The 17,547-nt window shown below is 59.8% G+C and carries 12 protein-coding genes and 1 pseudogene; 10 read left to right on the top strand and 3 right to left on the bottom strand.

Annotated elements, in window-relative coordinates:
• Positions 1 to 19 precede the first annotated feature (19 nt).
• From P6U28_RS38640 to P6U28_RS38595, 10 genes and pseudogenes are all read left to right on the top strand, one after another.
• Positions 20 to 6,682 carry a hypothetical protein gene (locus tag P6U28_RS38640; RefSeq protein ID WP_407121074.1) on the top strand — a complete coding sequence of 2,221 codons (6,663 nt, stop codon included), beginning with the start codon at positions 20 to 22 and terminating at the stop codon, positions 6,680 to 6,682.
• A 233-nt stretch (positions 6,683 to 6,915) separates the two neighbouring features.
• Positions 6,916 to 8,607, top strand: coding sequence for a hypothetical protein (locus tag P6U28_RS38635; protein ID WP_407121072.1), 1,692 nt, complete (start codon positions 6,916 to 6,918; stop codon positions 8,605 to 8,607).
• 23 nt (positions 8,608 to 8,630) lie between these two features.
• Entirely contained in the window at positions 8,631 to 9,284 is a 654-nt protein-coding gene (locus P6U28_RS38630) for a hypothetical protein (protein WP_407121071.1), read from the top strand.
• Positions 9,285 to 11,297: 2,013 nt separating this feature from the next.
• The gene (locus tag P6U28_RS38625; RefSeq protein ID WP_407123163.1) at positions 11,298 to 11,723 is read left to right on the top strand and encodes an SET domain-containing protein; all 426 of its coding nucleotides are present in this window, start codon (positions 11,298 to 11,300) and stop codon (positions 11,721 to 11,723) included.
• 169 nt (positions 11,724 to 11,892) lie between these two features.
• Positions 11,893 to 12,165: pseudogene (locus P6U28_RS38620) on the top strand (transposase domain-containing protein); the annotation flags it as partial.
• Between the two features lie 102 nt (positions 12,166 to 12,267).
• Positions 12,268 to 12,864 (top strand): hypothetical protein, encoded by a 597-nt coding sequence (locus tag P6U28_RS38615; RefSeq protein WP_407121069.1) that lies wholly within the window; start codon positions 12,268 to 12,270, stop codon positions 12,862 to 12,864.
• Between the two features lie 89 nt (positions 12,865 to 12,953).
• Positions 12,954 to 13,217 carry a hypothetical protein gene (locus P6U28_RS38610; protein ID WP_407121067.1) on the top strand — a complete coding sequence of 88 codons (264 nt, stop codon included), beginning with the start codon at positions 12,954 to 12,956 and terminating at the stop codon, positions 13,215 to 13,217.
• A gap of 277 nt (positions 13,218 to 13,494) precedes the next feature.
• Positions 13,495 to 13,668: a hypothetical protein gene (locus tag P6U28_RS38605; protein WP_407121065.1), complete on the top strand. Its 174-nt coding sequence runs from the start codon at positions 13,495 to 13,497 to the stop codon at positions 13,666 to 13,668.
• On the top strand, positions 13,607 to 13,906 hold the full coding sequence (locus P6U28_RS38600) for a hypothetical protein (protein ID WP_407123211.1): 300 nt from the start codon (positions 13,607 to 13,609) through the stop codon (positions 13,904 to 13,906). The genes P6U28_RS38605 and P6U28_RS38600 overlap by 62 nt, the downstream gene beginning before the upstream one ends.
• Before the next feature lie 201 nt (positions 13,907 to 14,107).
• Positions 14,108 to 14,368, top strand: a complete 261-nt coding sequence (locus tag P6U28_RS38595) for a tetratricopeptide repeat protein (RefSeq protein ID WP_407121063.1) — start codon at positions 14,108 to 14,110, stop codon at positions 14,366 to 14,368.
• Positions 14,369 to 15,030: 662 nt separating this feature from the next.
• Here the strand turns inward: P6U28_RS38595 and P6U28_RS38590 are convergent.
• From P6U28_RS38590 to P6U28_RS38580, 3 genes are all read right to left on the bottom strand, one after another.
• Positions 15,031 to 16,179, bottom strand: coding sequence for a hypothetical protein (locus P6U28_RS38590; protein ID WP_407121061.1), 1,149 nt, complete (start codon positions 16,177 to 16,179; stop codon positions 15,031 to 15,033).
• 23 nt (positions 16,180 to 16,202) lie between these two features.
• On the bottom strand, positions 16,203 to 16,976 hold the full coding sequence (locus P6U28_RS38585) for a class I SAM-dependent methyltransferase (protein WP_407121059.1): 774 nt from the start codon (positions 16,974 to 16,976) through the stop codon (positions 16,203 to 16,205).
• Between the two features lie 119 nt (positions 16,977 to 17,095).
• Positions 17,096 to 17,419: a hypothetical protein gene (locus P6U28_RS38580; protein WP_407121058.1), complete on the bottom strand. Its 324-nt coding sequence runs from the start codon at positions 17,417 to 17,419 to the stop codon at positions 17,096 to 17,098.
• Between the last annotated feature and the right edge of the window lie 128 nt (positions 17,420 to 17,547).

The raw sequence follows: 17,547 nt of genomic DNA, 5'->3' as shown, positions 1-17,547 counted from the left end.
CCCCAAGGACCGATCGTCGATGGCTCCCGATCCGCGCAATCTCAGAATAAAGGTCCAGGCGGATCGTCTGCCGGACGTGAGCAACAAGGCTCAGATCTCGCTACGGGTAAGCGCGGTGATCGATGGTTCCGGCGGAGCGCTTCTGACGGACGCGCTCGGTGAGATCCTGCCCTGGAAGTGGCGCCTGGCGGACGGCAGCGGAGCCTGGAATCCGCACGACGTCACCGCCTGGCGATTCTGGCGCATCGTCGACATGGCCGGAGTTCCCACCGTCCAGGATCTGGATGCCCGAACCACCGTTACTGCGGCCGCCAACGCGCCGGCGGATTTCGATCTTCCGGGCGCCGACGGAAGCAGGCGCTTTCACCGCCGGCTCGAGGAGGAAATCGCCTCTATCGTCAACACGAGTGGCCTCGAAGCTGCCCTGTGCATGCCGGCGGGTACGACAGAGGTGACTGGGCGCACTGTGTTTGGGCTTGTCGAAAGCCTGACAGGATTGCCGAACCCGGTTCCGGTTGCCAACAAGGTGTTCACCGTCTTCACGATCGACCCGGCGCCTGACAAGAGCACCACTTTCATCGCGGCACCGCTGTTCGGTCCGACCGGCGGCGGTACCTACACGCTCGATCCGGCCGGTCCCACCGTGATGTCGGATCAAAACGGCGACTTCTGTCGCGTCGACCTTGTACCGACGCCTGGTCCTGGTCCCGCGCCCATGTTCGCGAACGGGTCCGTCGACATGCGACCGAGCTTGTCATGGGATGATCTCAGTCCGTCCGGCGATCCCCAGCGGCTCATCGACATGGAGACCATGCTGATCAAGAGGCCAGCCGTCGGTCACGGCTTGACTGATGAGGACTGGGCCGCCTCCCTCTCACGACGGATCGCTGAAGTCGTTGATCCGTGGGCCCGTGTGTTCGGCGTGCTGGATGCGACCGTGACGAGCGAAATCGCCAAGGGGGCGGGCGGCGACGAGCTGCGGCGGGCGCTTGCCCGGGATCTCGCATCAGAACCGACGCCAAAGTTTCTCATGGCCCTTGATTCGATTTCATGGTGGGTCGTGGGCAGGCGCAGCGCCGCTTCCGCGATTGCGCTGCCACCCGGCTTCTCGATACTGGAAGGCCTCTCCCTCCGCCAAGCCGACTTCTGGAATCTCACAGCGGCCCTGATCCTGGGCGCCGCTGAACGCGACCCCGGAAGCGTCAGCAACAATCCGCTTCGCACCCGCTTTGCTTCCATCAATTCACGCAGGTTGAAGGGGCAGCTCGGCTTGCCGCTCGATCCGCCGGCCGCGGCCATCGCCCCCGAAATCGAGAGCATCGAGTCAGACGATGGCCTGCGGAAGTTCGTGGCACGCAATTGGCTCGGCGGACCGGATCTTTCGTCCGCCGGTCCTCATCCGCTGCTGATCGCTGCGCCTCGCGCGATCGCCGCACGGACATTGACTATTCCCCCCGACGCTCAAGCGTTCGGCCCTGGAGCCAGCCAACCAGTATGGGGCGCCGTGCTGGATCTCGGGCCGGCCGTATCCGCGGCCCCCATCGCGCCGGCGGCACCGACGAAAGTGGCGTTCGATCTCGCTCTCACGCCACCTGCAGGCGATTTCAAGCTGGTCGTCGCGTTCGTGACGACGCCAGGTCGCCCCATCCCACCCGAAATTCGTATCGCCGGGACGGCGGCGTCTGCCACGTTGGACGTTGCCATCTTTCAGGATGGCGCCTCCGTCATCTCAACGACGCTCGCGCGTGGAGCGGCGATCCGCGTCGAGATTGCGATCATCCGACCCGACGCAAATGCGGCCGTCACCGTCACGTTATCGGCCGGCGGTTCCGCGCCTGTGCCGGCCGACCGCCTGCTCGGGGCAGCCTTCTATCTGTCGATGAAGGCAGATGTTTCAGACATTCCGGACGTTGCCATCGTCATGCCCGACGCGACCGCAACGCCGCTGCGTACCGCGTTGGACCGCATCACGACCGGACCCGGCCTTCGCGCCGATCTCGCATTGGCGGTGATCGGGCCGTACATTCCTGGACTGACGGCCGGACGATTGACATGGGACGCGCCCCAACCCCAGAACGAGCAAGATGCGGCTGCGCAGCTTCCCCTCGACGAGCGGCTGGTAGCCAGCGTTGCCGCCCTCGTCGGCGCCGAGCGTGCCGACGGCAGCCGTCCCGCCGCGTCATTGTATGATCTGATCATCAGTGCAGCGCTCACCGATGCGGGCCTCGCGGCTGCCAGTCCCGGGAGTGATGAGGAGAAACTTGCCAATTTGCTGAAAGCCGTCGTCGAGGCCGCTCGCCGCGATGCCGTTCGTCACGCCGGCAGCCTCGTGCCATCAACCACAGACGAGTCAGGAGGCGGCGATGATTCCAGCCGCCGCCTCACCGTCGATTCGCCTCCACTGGTTTTCCGCTTCGACCAGCTCCAGAGCATTGCCGGTGCCGCCGACCTTTGGACCCGGCTGTCTGGTGTCGGAGCCCTGATGGCCCGTACCGACACCTTGAGCGATCCGATCCAAGCGTGGCGTAGCCTCAACGTTGCCACGCTGCATGCACCCGATACTTCGTCGCAAGGTCCGGCGCGAGCTGCGCTCAGTGAAGCCAACGCGGTGATGGTCCGTAATCTTGCCTGGGCCAGCGGAGCCATCGTTGATCCGGTCCCACTGCAGGTCGGAGAGATCGGCGGCATAAGGGCTGCCTTGATTTCATACGACAATCGCTCGCCGGTGGCCGAGATGGTCACCGATGCCGCGCTAGATAACGTCCCATCCTCGTTCGCGCGCCGCATCGAAGCCTATCGGTTTCCGCCGACCACGGGTGATGGCGCCACCGACTATCGCCTGTTCGCGCTATCATTCGGCTATGCCTTCCACGTCGTCCCATACGTCATCGGTCACGGCGGGACCCTACCTCCGATCTTGCGGAATGATCCGAATGATCCATTGACGATTCGGCCGATTGAAACGACCGGGCCGCTCAAGGGACAGGTCAAGATCGCAACAAACACGGATGCGGTGCGTCGGTCAGCGCTCTACCGACGAACACGTCCAATCGGCGCGCCAAGGCTTGCGGGCGACCGATCCAAAGCGATTCCCGACGGCGTCGTGCCGCTCGCCGGTGAATTACCGATACGGCCAGCTCCCGTGACCATCGGAGGCGATGTGCAAGGACGTTTCTTCCTCAATCGGGAAGGACGTGCCGGCGTTCTCGAAGTCCGCGCTGGTCCCGACCCGGGTTTGCGGATCGACATCGGCCGCATGGAGTGGCCTGAAACAAACGAAGCGCGCAAACTGTCCATCACGTTCCGGGGTCGCTCGGGGCCGAGCGAAGCCATCACCGACCTGCTGACATTGACGCACGACGTTGGCAGAAGCGGAGCGATTCGGGTCGAAGCGTTCACGGCCATAACGACGATCGCCGCGGGAGTTGACGAGCCCGAATGGGCCGAGGATGAGTTTGATTTTCCGGCGGCAACGCAAGACTTGCAGCAGCCCGCCAGCGACATCGCGCAATGGCGAGACGTCCTGATCATTATCGCGACGGACAAGGACGTCGACATCGAACCGCCGATCGTCACACCGATCGTCAGGCAGCTCGACAGCGCGGGAAACTTCGCAAGCGTCGCTGTCGGTAAGCCGCGAATTGCGCCAGAATCGGGCCATCAAATGCGCGCGACCTACGTGCTCGACGGCATCCAGGTCGGCGCCGCGACGGGCGCTCGCCAGATGACGATCCGATTGCAACGACCGACGGTGGAATTTGGTACTTACGGGCGATGGATCAACCCTCCCCTGTTCGACGATCGAGTTGTCGCCAGTCGACCGGTCGTTGCCAAGGCGCTCGACGGCGCGCTCGGCGTAGCAACGAGCCCAAACAAGACCAAGGACGATCGGTCCCTCGATGATCCGGCCGTGACACAATTGTACGGTGAACTGGTATGCATCTTTCCAACTTTTCAGAAGTTCAAGATGGCAGCAGTCGGAGCTGCCTGGACCTCCCTCGAGGACGTGCTCGGCTTCGATGGCTCTGGCCGTCGCCATGTCGCGCCGATGCCGTCCATGACTATCAAGGTCGATCCAAACGGACAGGAAGGTCTGACCGGCGATACTGCCACACTCTTACCGGGTCGCATCTACGAGTTGCGCGTCTATGCAGGATTGCCGGACAAGCAAGACAAGCTTTGCCCTTGCACGCGCGACCAGCGGCTTTCACCTGCCGTTAAGGCCACGCTCAGACACTGTCCGATCGACGCGAAGATGCGGCTGGCGGGCCCCCTGGTGCTGACGCTCGAAGTCGCGACCGAAAACGTGCCCGAGATCTTGGGAACACAGCCGCTGAACATCGACCTGCGCCGCGCCCCCGAATATGCCGAGCAGGCATGGATTTCATTGACGGCGGCGTTCACAGGAAGAACGTCGACTTATCCGGCCTTGCGCTATTGCCATCTCGCTGCGCTCGAATCGCAACGCTGGAGCTGGCGCGGTAGACCGCAGGACGACCAATGGTACCGGCTGGCCACGACCGGAGCCGAGGCAATCGACCAACCCCGGTATCGGGAGCTGTTCGACACATCGTTCTCGGATCGTCGCAACGATGATGTTGGCGAAGTCTTCGAACGTCGCATCGAGCGTGCCCATGTCTATGGCGGATTGAGGCGGCGCAGCGATCCTGGCCCAAGCAACCCCATTCCGCGCCTGTTCGACAAGAGCCTCGACTGGCGTGGCGGCATGAATTTGTGGCGCTTCGGTCTTCGCATCGTGAGCCGCTACAAGGCGATGCGCCCTGGACGGCCGGAATTCATGCGCTCCAGTCATCGGGGGCCGAACGGCAGCGCGATCTGGCAGAACAAGGTGCTGGCCGATCGCTCCAATGACCGTCGTCCCAAACGTCCGGGTCTGGCGATCGTTCTGCCACTGACCGAACGCGCCATGGCGTGGGGAACCGTTCCTCCGCTCCTGGCCTTGTTTAACGAACCGCTCTATCCGAATTTCCATGTCGGAGATGGCATCGACGTCATGGTCGAAATGGCCCGGCATCCGATGACACGAGCCGAACGAAAAACGCGTGTCGCGACGATCGATAAGCTTTTGAATCCATCGGACGGCACCGCACCGCCGACGGGCGAAGCGCTCGACAGATTGGTTGCGGAACGAGCCGCGCTTCAACGCAATATCGACGGCGGCACCGACGGGCCGACAGATGCCCTCAAATACTGGCAGGAGCACGGCCCGGACTCGATCCGGAGCGGAATCGGGTCCGGCGGCGCGATCATACCGCTGCGGATCGACGGTCCCATCGGCTACACCTTCGACCTTGCAACAGAGGCCGGGCGTTTCGATCATGCCGGTTTGATGATAACGCCCGTCAAACCCGACGTTGTTCCCTGGTCGTTCGTGAAACTGAAGTTTCGTCGTTTTGAGGCTCCGGAGAGCATCGACCCTGCGACTGCCCTCACTGGCCAGGGCCTCGCTCCAGCATCGTACAATAAATTCTATTGCGAACCGCGCCTTCTGGCGATGAACGATGCATCCAACCGCTTCCGGCTGTCCAACAGCCGCAAGATTATGCGGGACTTTGCGCCGGAAGACTTCAAAGACCTCAAGGACGTCGTCGGCAAGGGCATCTTCCCCGCCGAGCATGAAGGGCTCGCGATCGACATCGCCAGCACGGAAAACCTAGACGGCTCGGCGATCCGCTTTCAATTCACTGACGACAGCGACAGCGAGTTCGTTCGTATCACATTCAGCGTGAAGGGCGACGGCGCAAAGCGGAGCATCGCTTTCCAATTCTTCACGCAGTTAGGCGATGCCGGCACCTGGACACTGGACGTCCCGGCCGGCGGCGACGTGCGGTTACGTCTGATCGTGTCGGCCCGGGACAAACCGGAGAAAGGCGAAACGTACAAGCCGGCCGGTGACATCGCGGTGCGCGCGCGAATCGCACGCGATACGACGGATGAGATTCTGTTACCGACCGAAAATCGCTGGCTATCGGTGGCGTGCCTGCCGCTGACCAGTGCAATCGAGGTTCCCATCAATCAGCCCCTCACGATGGTCATGAAGGCGACGGGAGCTCAGGCAGCCGTTTCGCCGGCAAGGCTTTCTACGTTTACACCATCGCTGTGGTGGCAGTTTGCCGAGCCCATGTCTCTGTTCGACGCCGTGATCGACGGAGTTGCGTCGACGGTATCGACGGATGATCTCACCGCCTCGGTAACGGGGACCATAGTCTCAATCGAGCGCAAGCCCACCGCGCAAGGACGGTTGCAGAAACTGCAATCGCTCGCGCCAGCGGCGGATCAGCAGGCGGGACAGCTCGAGGAAGTCCTCGTGCTTGTGCTGACACGCAACATTCACGATGCGCTCGATCGCGTTCGGGAGCGTCCTGTTGCGGTCAAGCTCTGGGACGGCACGTCCACATCGCTGGACCTCGCCAAACCCGACTGGCCAACATTCGAGGATCCGAACGAGGGGCCAAAGCTCGGCGATGGCGGGCAGATCCGCTTCCTCCGCATTCTGCGTCCAAAGACGCGCGCGAGGGGCGGCTATCTCGAGACCGCGCCGTCGTTTCCATTGGATTTCTTTCAGTACGAAACGATCGAAGGGGACCTCGACATGAATCCTCCGGACGCCAAAGGAATGGTGCTCGGAATGTCGATGCCGATCCCGTGGAAACACGTGTGACGTGTCCAGGCATTCGTCAATCGTGACTTACGATCGCGAGACTAGCGGCGGAACGCTCATCATCGGGGGACCAAATGGCTGACGGGGACGTGGAAAGACTCGCCAAAATTATTTTGGGAGAAACAAGCGGATTGACCGCAAAGGGAACGGATTCAGCAAAATCGTTGGAACGCCTCTGGTCGGTCGTCGCAGGCATTGCAGTAACTGCGCGCTGGAACGGGCTTCAGGATCAAATGAAAATCGCCGGCAACATGCTGCCTGCCGACGAAGCGGCGAACTACACGATCATGAAGGCCGTTGCCGAAAAGATCTCGCAGAACCGCTACGACGGTGCCGTCGCATTGCCCAAGCAAGCAACGCTCTGGCAGATCGATCGAAATGGCGCGCCCTCGAAGGACGTCGGCACGCCGCCCGACTGGATCTACAAGACCGGCGCGACCGAGGGCCTCGAATTCCAGGACAAATCAGGCCTGACGTACCGCCTCTATGGAACGAGCGAAGAGGCTCCCGGCAAACTTGGCTTCACCTCGTCGTATAGCCAAACCGGCCTGGCGCCGCGATCATGGAGCGTTCGCAAGCCGGTGAGGATAGCGGCATGGGGCCTCGGATCGATCGCGGCCTTGATCTTCGTTTTCGGTGGCATCTCGGCCATATGGTCGGGACAGAGCGACGGCAATGCACGGAGCCAACTCCGAAATCTCGACATCCAGTATCGTGTGCTCGACAAGCTGGCCGACAATTGCGTTTCGGATGCAGCTCTGCTTCCCAACTGGAAGCGGAGCGTTTGCAGCTTCCTTGATGCCGGCGGCAAGTACGTGAAGCCAGCCGCAGTTGCCCCTGCCGCGCCTCCGCCGGCCGTCCCACCGGCCGCGCAGATGCCTCCGGCCGCCGCATCGCCTGCGCCGGCCGCTCCCGCCCAGCCGATCGTTCCGTACGGACCGAAGGTAGGAGTGGCTCTCGCTACGATCCGGAGCTGCCTCGACCATGGGCCTTCCGCGGCGGACACAAATGCGGCTGCTCCGTCGAAGAAGCCGCCAGAAACAGATGGCGCGGCCGCAACGGACGCGACGCTGTCGTGCGAACTTGTGGTGCGTAGCGCAGTCGATGCCGGCATTATCGCGATCACGCCGAATACGTCCATTTGGTCCGGCATCGCGAATGCGCTTCTCGGACTGCGAGACACTCCCGGCACGCGGTCGATCATCGTGCAATTTCTGGCGATGGCCCTCGGTATTGGCGGACTCGCCATCGCGCTCGGCCTGGGCACCAAGGGGCGCATGGTCGGCATCTGGGTCGACGAGCGTAACCGGGTATCCCTGGCACGGGCGCAAGTGACGCTCTGGACCATCGTCGCACTTGGCGGCTTCGCCACCGCGGCGCTTTTCAATGTTGGCCTTGGCGGACCAGGTACGTTCCCACAAATCCCGGCATCCATCGCCGCGGCACTCGGGATCGCCTTTGCCTCACCGATGATCTCCGCGTTAATCCTCAATACGAAGGCATTCGGAATGGCCGGCTCTCCGTCGGATCAGATCACGACGATCGGTGGCAGGCCAAAGGCCAGTAACGACCAGGCCGATCGTGGCCTGCTGACGGTGTCGAGCGACTCTTCAGCCGTCGAAGTCCGTTCGGACCCGACGATGGCGTCTCTTGCCGACGTCTTCGTGGGTGAACACGTGGCCGACTCTGGCGACGTCGATATTTCCCGGCTGCAAAATGTCGTGCTCACCGTCACCCTGGTCCTGGGCTATTTCGCGATGCTCGTCGAGCAACTCCGCGGAATCGCACCAGACGTGCTGCTGACTGGAATCCAGAGCCTGCCCGACCCCGGAGGTGCCTTCACGTCGGTGCTGCTGATCAGCCACGCGACTTACCTAGGGACGAAAGCCTACAAGGGGAGCGGGAAAGGCGACACCGCTCACTAGCGTTCACGATTGAGGACCCTGCTATGCCTGACTCGAATGCAGCAGCACTGATAGGTCTGGCTTTGACCGCAGCCGGTTTTGCCTTCGGCCTCTATCAGTATCGGATAAATAGCGAGCAATCGAACTTGACCCGTCAGCGCGAGCGCGCGCTGGCGGCATCCGACCAAACAAAGGAATTCTTCGAAGATGCGGACGTGCGTTTCGTCATGCGCCTTTTGGACTACGGCAATGCCCAGTTTTGGAAGGAAGACACGCTGAAGGGCCAGACCTTCTACGTCCGTGACCTGCCCATCGCGCTCGCCGTCCACTGGAAGCTGGACCCAACTGGACAAACCGAAAAGGAAACATTCACGGACCAAAATCTGGCCGTCCGCTCCGCTTTCGACAACTTTTTACTCTGGCTGGAGCGGATCGAACATCTCATTCGCTACGACGTCATCGGGGCCATCGGCTTCGGCGAGCTCTTCTCGTATTGGCTGGTCCTGCTCGGCGAAATCCCGCAACCCGGTGACAGGATCAATCATCTCTCCAATGAGGGGCGTGCCGCGCTTTGGGAGTACATTCGAGCCTATGAGTTCAATTCTGTCGTTCGCCTTTTCGCGCGCTACGGTCGCGCCGGCCCCGTCGGAAGAGATGGATTCCTTCCCCGCAAAACGACCTCGAAAGAGAGGGTCTGAATACGCCACGCCGTCCACTCCCGTCATTGCCTAGAACGATTTACCTAGAGGAGACGCAGCAACAATGCCAAACATAAGCCTGACCGGGAAAGCCATTGATGGCGATCCAGATACTTACTGGATTAATTTATTCACCGCAGATAGCGCCTGGCAGTCCGGCGAACCCGGGAATGCGACCAACGTATCGACGACGAAACAGGGCAAGTGGCTATACAAGCCAATCCCCGACAAGGGCGTGTATGCAAACGACACAGCCGGCAAGGTCATGTTTCTTTCGCAACCTCGACGCGTCGACGGTGGAGGTGGGAGATCGGGGTCAGGGGCACGCCTATGAAATAGCCCGTGCGATCTCTTGGCACGTGGTTAGCCTGTAGCTCCGTCGCGCCGGCGTCTCGACGGCCGAGGCTGACCTTCCGCCCAGGCGCTTGCCGCTGAAGCTTAAGCACCGAGTCGTATCCGCATGTGTCCATCGTCTGGACCGTTTCGATTTTCACGCCTGGATTCAGATGTACGATTGAGGAGGCCCCGTACCGCTCGGCTGGTTGTTTTCAAGTCGGGTTGCGCACGAACTGCGTTCGCAGCTCGACGCGACGCACGAAGAGCTGGACTGTCGAAGGCAGGTACACGCCTCCAATTCATCCGAACTTGCCGGAGTCGTGGCCTGGGCGAGTTGGGAGAACGACCCGCCTCAGTCTGGCATGTAAGCGGTCTCGACCTGCTCATCGCCCCTGATCATGATGCTCTTTGAAAAGCGCGCTCATATGTGGGAAGCGCGGCCCAGCGCGAAAAATTGGAAGCTCATGGACGCGTCTGGCCTCCGGCGAGGTGATCAATTCCAGGAGGCGTTTGCATGTCCGTTCTGCGGCGGTGGGATAGACGAACGCGGCATCGAAAGATGCCTCGACCAGTGGCACAGGGCGTGCAGTGCATTTGTTGCGTGGGAATTTCCGTGTCCCGGCTCAGGAATAAAGGGCGCGGCGTATTTTCGTGACACGAGTGCCGTCTTTGCTTGGGACACTCGGCGCGATTTCGTAACAGGTCAATGTAGGAGAAACTATTGAGCCAGGAATCACCTCCGCAACGGTCCAGGTTCCTCGTTCGAAGGGGGACCACCGGCTGGATGGTTTATGATCGAGAACGCAAGGGGCCGGCGCTGTTAAATGATCACAGCTTGGCCGAGAAGCTGTCCAGGGAACGGGCCGAACAAGTAAGGCAGGCACTGGTTGATGGTTCGATTAACTGTTGGCTATGATCTCTTGAGGTGATCCTTCGATTCAGGGAAATGAAAGTCTATCCTGTGTTCAGGCTCCGCTCTGGGGTCTCGACGCTGAGAAGATAGCCATTCGTTCATGCGCCGCCCCAGCCGGGGCTGGTGAGTTTGCCGATGACCTTCAGACAATCGGCCTGCGAACGGCTGGGGCGTCGGACAAAGCGCATAGTCCTGTCCTTGCTTACTGGCAGCACCAGCCGTTTTGCAAACCCCCGTCCGTCAACCGCTAAGCACCAGACCGAGATGCTGGATCATAGAGTCCAGCCCCGCCGTGCGTCGCGCGGATGACGCCCATCCCGCCGGCGAAACGCTCAGTGAAGATCTGGCCTCCGCACAGGACGCGCGCTGCGGCGGAAGCGGTGGGCGATCACCAGGAGCTCTACGACCCGCACGGCCTGCGGCAAATCGGTCACGCGTCACTAGCGCTCATATGCCCACGGGTCAAGATCGCGCGACACCATTCGCTGCCGTGATCGACGCGGAACGTTACCGGGACTTTCTTGCAGGTCCTCTCCAGAACTTCCACCGCGGAAGGCGAACCGATGGCGCCAGTCCTGCAGCATCTCCTCGTCGAGCGACAGCCGAGATCCCGATCGGTAGCAGCCGCTGCGGAAAACGAATGGAGAGATCGAAGAAAACTCGAGATTGTGACGGGGACGCGAATTAAACGACCCTACCAATTTTTGCAGAAGATTGCACGGCTTAGGTTGGCTAGCTTGCTGATGTTAGAGACTTTGGGAGATATGTCCGTGTTGATTGTTGAAACTATTTTGAAGCCAGACCAGTTTGGCGGTATTGGACTTTTCTCTGCTACTTTTTTGCCTAAAGGTGCATTAATTTGGATTCATAATCCAATCGTTGACATTGCCGTGACACCTGAACAGTACGAAACCTTACCTCGAACCTTTCAAGCTTTACTTGACAAGCATGCCTATCCAAGAGACCTCGACGTAGATGATGGTGTTCTAGAGTACAATGCTGACAACGCCCGTTTCATGAATCACAGCAGCAAACCAAACACGTGCCAAGACGATTATTGCCGAATTTTCACAGTCCTTGACGTGCAACCGGATGAAGAACTTACTTGCGATTACTTGTCTTTCGATCCAAGGTGCGACTTATCGTGGGTTAAAGTGCTATCGCCGAATGTTGGTGGCGGAGCGCACTAGGCGGCGGTGGACTGAGTTGGGTCTGCGACTTCGATTCCGTTGGCGAATTTACGCACGGAGAGTTTCGGCAACTGGTTGTGGCCATCGACGCGACGCCAGCTTTTTCTCGGAGACCTCGGCCAGTTTGAGGATTGCAGCGAGTCTTGTTCGACAGACATCCCTTGCACGATACGAGCGCTTTCTAAGCAACGGCCGTAGCGAGATCGACTCCAACACCGTCGCGCGGGCAATCCGGCCGCAAACCATCACAAGAAAAAATGAGCTCTTTGCGGGCAGCCTTGGCGGCGGCCGGACCTGGGCGACCATCCCCACGCTTCTGCAGACCGCGAAGATGAACGATGTCGATCCGCACGCCTGGCTCACGCAAACTCTCGAACGGATCGCGCGGGGCTGGCCGATCTCTCAGATCGATGCTCTCATGCCCTGGCACTTCAAAGCCTGAGCGGCCTCAGCTTCTCGCTTACGTTGGAGGAGAGCGTCGCGCGCTGTCTGAGCCAACTCGACACGACCGAGCGCCAGGAGCCGGTGGAGGCGCTGGCCGAAGGTGACAAGGCTTGCCCAGAAGCTGACAAAGCTGAAGAAGTGGACAAGCTTGCTGGCTACGAGAAGCATGCTTGCCAGGGCGCCGATCGCGGCCGAGGCGGTCAAGCACATGAATGTTCTGTTCGGCATTGCACGCAAGATCGATGGTCTCGCGCGGATGAAAGGCCAATCCGCGGGCATCTATCCCATTAACAATTCCGCGCCCGAGCCCCTGATCGCAGAGCTCGAGACTATCATCGATTCCGGCGACAACGGGCTCAATCATGACCTTGTGAAGCTCCGGGTCATCTCTAGGTTGAACGCCATCATGGTTGTAACGCGCAAGCCGCCCTTGCTCCAGACGGTAGCGACTTGGATCCATCGACTCGATCACGCAGACTTAGCTCAAACCGGCGTTCGCGTGTATCGTGTCCGCTGTGGTGACGCCCGCCACTTGGCCAAGGTGCTGACCCAGATGTTCGGTGGCAGCGCCTCGACGTCGATCGACATTGCCGATGAGGAGGTCGCTCGCACGACCTCGGTTGCCGAACGGCTGTCTGCCAATACGTCCGCCTCATCCGTCGGCCCGTCCAGCGCCGCGTCGGCGGCAACGGCGTAAGTACCCCATCCCCATCAGACTCGAATTCGTCGAACGGAACGGATGCCAGCGGTGGACTTGACGCACCAACCGGTGCTGGACCGCCGGTCATGCCCAACGTACGGATCGCCCCCGATACGGTGAATAACTCTGTCTTGATCTATGCCAGTCGCGAAAACAATCGGATCATCAGTTCCACATTGAAGCAGCTCGATCAACCCGTGCTGCAGGTCGGCATCGAGGCCACGATCGCGGAGGTAAAGCTCACCAACGAGCTAAGTTACAGTGTCCAGAGCTATCTGACCAGCAAGCAGCTTGGATTGAAGGCCGACAGGGTTCTGTCCTTAAATCAACCTCGACCGGCGGTGCAGTGAGTAAGGCGGCGAACGCGCTGCTAAATCACACAAATTCCGGGCTTCAACTTCCTGATCGGATCGGAGTCCCAGCCCGCCATTATCCTCGATGCGCTGCACGGGGTAACCAGCGTCAATGTGTTGTCCAATCCGTCACTCGTTGTCACCAACAACCAGCCCGCAACCTTCAGGTCGGTGATGTCGTTCCGGTCGAGACTAGCAAAACGAATTATCTATCGCGAACCGACGCCACGGTTAGTACTACGACTACCGCAACACGGGCATTATTCTTCGCGTTGTGCCCCGTATCACCACAAGCGGACAAGTCAGTCTCGAAATCGAACAGGAGATCAGCCACGTATCCTCGGCCGGTTCATCCGGGCTTACGCCGACGGTGTCCCAACGCAAGTGTGAAGAGCGCGGTCTCTGTAGCAAACGGCCAAGCCGTGGTCCTGGCCGGATTGATCAGTGAAGACCAGAAGGGGGATCGCAGCGGCATTCCGCTACTTGACGAGATTCCCGGTCTTGATGATTTGTTTTCACACCAGAGTAAAGAGGGAAAGCGGACGGAATTGATCATCTTCATTCGGCCCCAGATCATCCAGACCGGCAGCGATGCGCATCAGCTGGCAGAGGAGCTACGTTCGAAGTTTCGCGGTGCAGTCGGCGCGAGCATTACAGATGACCTGCGTGTCCGCAACGTCCGCTGATCATTGTCATATCCCGCCGTTGGCTCAACGCAACCTTATCTGGCTCGTGCTGGCGCAGATAATGACTCTGCTTGTCGCGCTAGCGCCGGCACGCGCAGACCCCATTGCATCAGCACGGAGCGCCTATGCGCATGGGGACTATCAGAACGCAGTCGCCAGCTCACCCCACTTGCTTTACGCGGGAACGCGCAAGCACAGGCGATGCTTGGTTTCATGTACGAAAAAGGCTTCGGCGCACCAGAGGCCTACGATGCTGCAGTCGGTCTATATGTTCACGCCGTAGACGCCGGAATTCCACTTGCCCAGGCGATGCTCGGCCTGATGTATGACAAAGGTCATGGCGTTCCGCAGGATGTCGTTCTCGCCTACAAATGGATGAATATGCGGCAGCTCAGGCCCGCAGCGCTCAAAGGGATTATTTTCTCCGCTTGCGCAACGCGATTGCTTCGAAAATGTCGATAAATCAGATCGCGCAGGGGCAGGCATGCGCGCGGCGTGGACACCAGGTCCATGGTCTCAGGCCGGACGCGCAGCTCCCCCTTGCAGTTCTCCAAGGACGAAGCGGCGCGCCGGGCTATTCGATCAAGAGGCGCTCGCGGTGGTACAGCCGGGAAGCCCTAGCTGAACCGCAGCGAAGGCGTCGCGCCCTAGGACCTCGATGGCGCCTAACGAGAACCGCGGATGCCTCACTTGAGTTCGGATCCGCCGGATCGCATCATAACCTGACTTAATCCGTTCATCTGAACGATGGTTGGCAGCCTTGCCGCCACCTCCCGGGAGCACCTGATCACGCGAACGCCTATCAACGTCAGGTGTGATCTCTCGCTTGCACAAAGCAAGCATCGCTCCCCGACCGGCCTTTCGAACCTGTTCGCGTGTCCGCTGCGGCCTTGCCCCCTCCGCGCCGGAAATGACGCAAAATCTCGCACCACAAAAGGGCTCGCTGCCGACCCTCGAGACCCAAGTCAGCAGTTTCATGACATCATCGGGCACCGTGTTCCAGAATGTGCGCAGCGGTTTCTCCTTGACTGTCCCTTGGTCATGCTCCGGCTTGAAGAACCAGCGCGGCATCTCCAGTCCTGGCGTCGGGCCGAGGGGCACTGTAGTCCCTTACCCGCAGCTACTCACCCACCAACTTGGTAATGTTCGACCAACTCCCAGTCCCTGCAAAGATGGCCCGCGAACTGATCCTGATATTGTCGGATCATACGCAGATTGTGCTCCTTGACATCAGAGTCGCGGATGTGCGGTTCACCAACGCACTTGACGACGATCGCTTGCGGCTCGATCTTTGCCCCTCGGTTCACTTTCGCACGTAACGAAGAAGTAGAAAGCCGCAATGTCGTGAGACCGCGCGCCGCAGCGTAATCGAGGGGCTCGTAATAGCACAACACGAAATATCTATAATCCTTCAGATCGCGGCTGTAGTCTGCCCCGAAGTAGCGCAAGTGAAGTGCCGTTCCAAAACGATAGAAAACGGCCAGCCCGGTTATCTCGTTGTTGAACTCGGAAATTGCTGCGGCACCGAACTGCGACACCCCCGCCTTTCTCTGCCCGGCGAGTATCCTTTCCATCCAGTCGCGACCCTGCGTGCTTCCGTGTCGAGATCTGTTTTGAGTTATGAGATCCGCGACTATGGAATCATCGAGTTCTTCGGCTGAGGCCCATCCGATCTTCCCCCCGGCTCGCCGGAACGCAGCGACTTCAGACTTGCTTTGATTACGATCATGCGCGCACGAGCGCGCCATCATCCCGGTCACCCCCGTATCCGGTACTTCTAGATAGGCTTCGGCGGAATGCAAAACGACTGTACCCCCAATATGCTCCGCGAATTCCACCGCCGCCGGGTAGGGCATGTACGGCATTACAACGCCGGTATATTCCCGCTCCTGCGCATACTTTAGAGCGCTGCGTCCAAACTCGCCTAAAGCCTCGTACCTTCGCCTGCCCTGAATGCAGGGTATCTCGTTGTGGGTGTTGCGCCGACCACCTAGCCAGAGAAAGCTTTGTCGCCAAGGGCCGGGAATTCCCGCCATGCAATCTGGTAGGAAGAACAAACCAGGTGATTGGTCTCCCTCCCAAAGCGTGCACGCAGCCACGACTCCGGCCGGCCCGCGGACCGCAAGCACGTCTGTTGCGCCGAACGAATGTTCGAGCGCTCGCAGCCACCGGTAGCTGTTATAGAAATTGTTGTCACCGACGAGGGCATCCCATTCATGCTCGTCAAAGCCGCATAGACCTTCCGCGACCGCTGAGGAGAACGGGGCTGACAACGTGCTCCTGAATGGTACAAACGTCATGGGTGTCGTTCCGCATGGCGTGGGGCACGGATGCCTTCAATGATGATCGCGTGCGGGCTTTGGAGATATGCATGCAGCTCCTTGGGAAGCTGATCTATACGGGCGTTTGTTGGCACAAACAGTTCTCGCCATTTTAACGATCGGAACCCGGCGTGTGCTAATGAACTCTCCAAAGAAGGAGCGGGCCAATGCCATGCGAATACCCCACCTTGTTCTCCATTTTTGCAGAACTCGACCTTGATACGCCCACCTTCTAAATATGGGTTCTCAGGATCGTCCACGACGAGCCTGAAGCCACAGGGTTCGTACCAGTTTGGATGTGGATTGTAAGCTGGATGGGTCGATAACGATATCAAGCGCCCGCCAGGACGCAACAGGCCGGCCATTTCAGCGCACATGCTGTCCAGCTCAGTTTTGGTGGTGGCATAGGGCAGCACATAGGATGCAAGTACCAAGTCGAATTGGGCTGCCATGTTGGCATGGAGATGGGCCACGAAGGAGAGATTGATCCCCTCTTTCTCTGCGCGACGCCGCGCGTAGTTTAGCATGCCTGGCGCCGGATCATATCCTACAACATAGGCTGCTCCGCGTTGCTTAAGTATTCGCGAATATGCCCCCGCGCCGCACCCAAAATCGAGGATGGACAGGCCATCAACATCGCCGATCACCTCTAGTACGCTCGGCACTTCGATGTATTTTTGAAGGGGCCATTCAGTCATATTCTCGTGCAGGCTTGCAAATTCATCGAATTGGGCCGCGCTGTCGGACACAGACGCACCTCTCCATTCGCCATACTCATGTTGGCACGAACCCAGTGTTTCTTCTTCGGGGGACGGGCAAGAACCGCCGGATAACGCAACTTTAGCTGCGAGCGGTGAGGATGCGAGACTCATGCTTCGATCCGTTCTGACCAGACCGACACTGTCTTAGATCTGTCGAGATACTTTTCGTAGAGTTCTTCGAGCATTTTCTTGCCGACGACGGCGAGCTCAGCTTGATAGGCTTTGCGATCGGTCACCTCAATGCGCTCGATATAGTCCCACGGCCCGCCTGATATGCCGGCGCCGGCTTCCGTGATGCGGTGCGTCGAATAGCTGAGAATGGTCTTCAATTTACCGGCGACGACATAGTCGACCTCACGTTCGAAGCGTTCATACTCCGCTGCGCTGACACCCGGCTTCAGTGCGGCAAATACAAATCGGACAACAGCCATTTTCGATCCTTCTCGTTTCGTGGCATATCAAAATGCAAGGGGCCAGCTCTGAGCCAAGAGACTAGGCGATGATCGCCTCGCTGCATTCCAGGGCGACGCTCTTGCGCTGCTCGCTTTAGCCGATGGAC

Origin of the sequence: Bradyrhizobium sp. STM 3561, assembly GCF_045571455.1 — a bacterium.
Taxonomy (GTDB): domain Bacteria; phylum Pseudomonadota; class Alphaproteobacteria; order Rhizobiales; family Xanthobacteraceae; genus Bradyrhizobium; species Bradyrhizobium vignae.
The sequence above is the reverse complement of the archived record's forward strand: the minus strand, read 5'-3'. Positions and strand labels throughout refer to the sequence as shown.

What these genes read in the sequence shown, in the direction of transcription:
- P6U28_RS38630 (WP_407121071.1), top strand. Translation starts at nt 8,631, where the DNA reads ATGCCTGACTCGAATGCAGCAGCACTGATAGGTCTGGCTTTGACCGCA.
- P6U28_RS38625 (WP_407123163.1), top strand. Translation starts at nt 11,298, where the DNA reads ATGTCCGTGTTGATTGTTGAAACTATTTTGAAGCCAGACCAGTTTGGC.
- P6U28_RS38580 (WP_407121058.1), bottom strand. Translation starts at nt 17,419, where the DNA reads ATGGCTGTTGTCCGATTTGTATTTGCCGCACTGAAGCCGGGTGTCAGC.
- P6U28_RS38610 (WP_407121067.1), top strand. Translation starts at nt 12,954, where the DNA reads ATGCCCAACGTACGGATCGCCCCCGATACGGTGAATAACTCTGTCTTG.
- P6U28_RS38640 (WP_407121074.1), top strand. Translation starts at nt 20, where the DNA reads ATGGCTCCCGATCCGCGCAATCTCAGAATAAAGGTCCAGGCGGATCGT.
- P6U28_RS38595 (WP_407121063.1), top strand. Translation starts at nt 14,108, where the DNA reads ATGCTTGGTTTCATGTACGAAAAAGGCTTCGGCGCACCAGAGGCCTAC.
- P6U28_RS38635 (WP_407121072.1), top strand. Translation starts at nt 6,916, where the DNA reads ATGAAAATCGCCGGCAACATGCTGCCTGCCGACGAAGCGGCGAACTAC.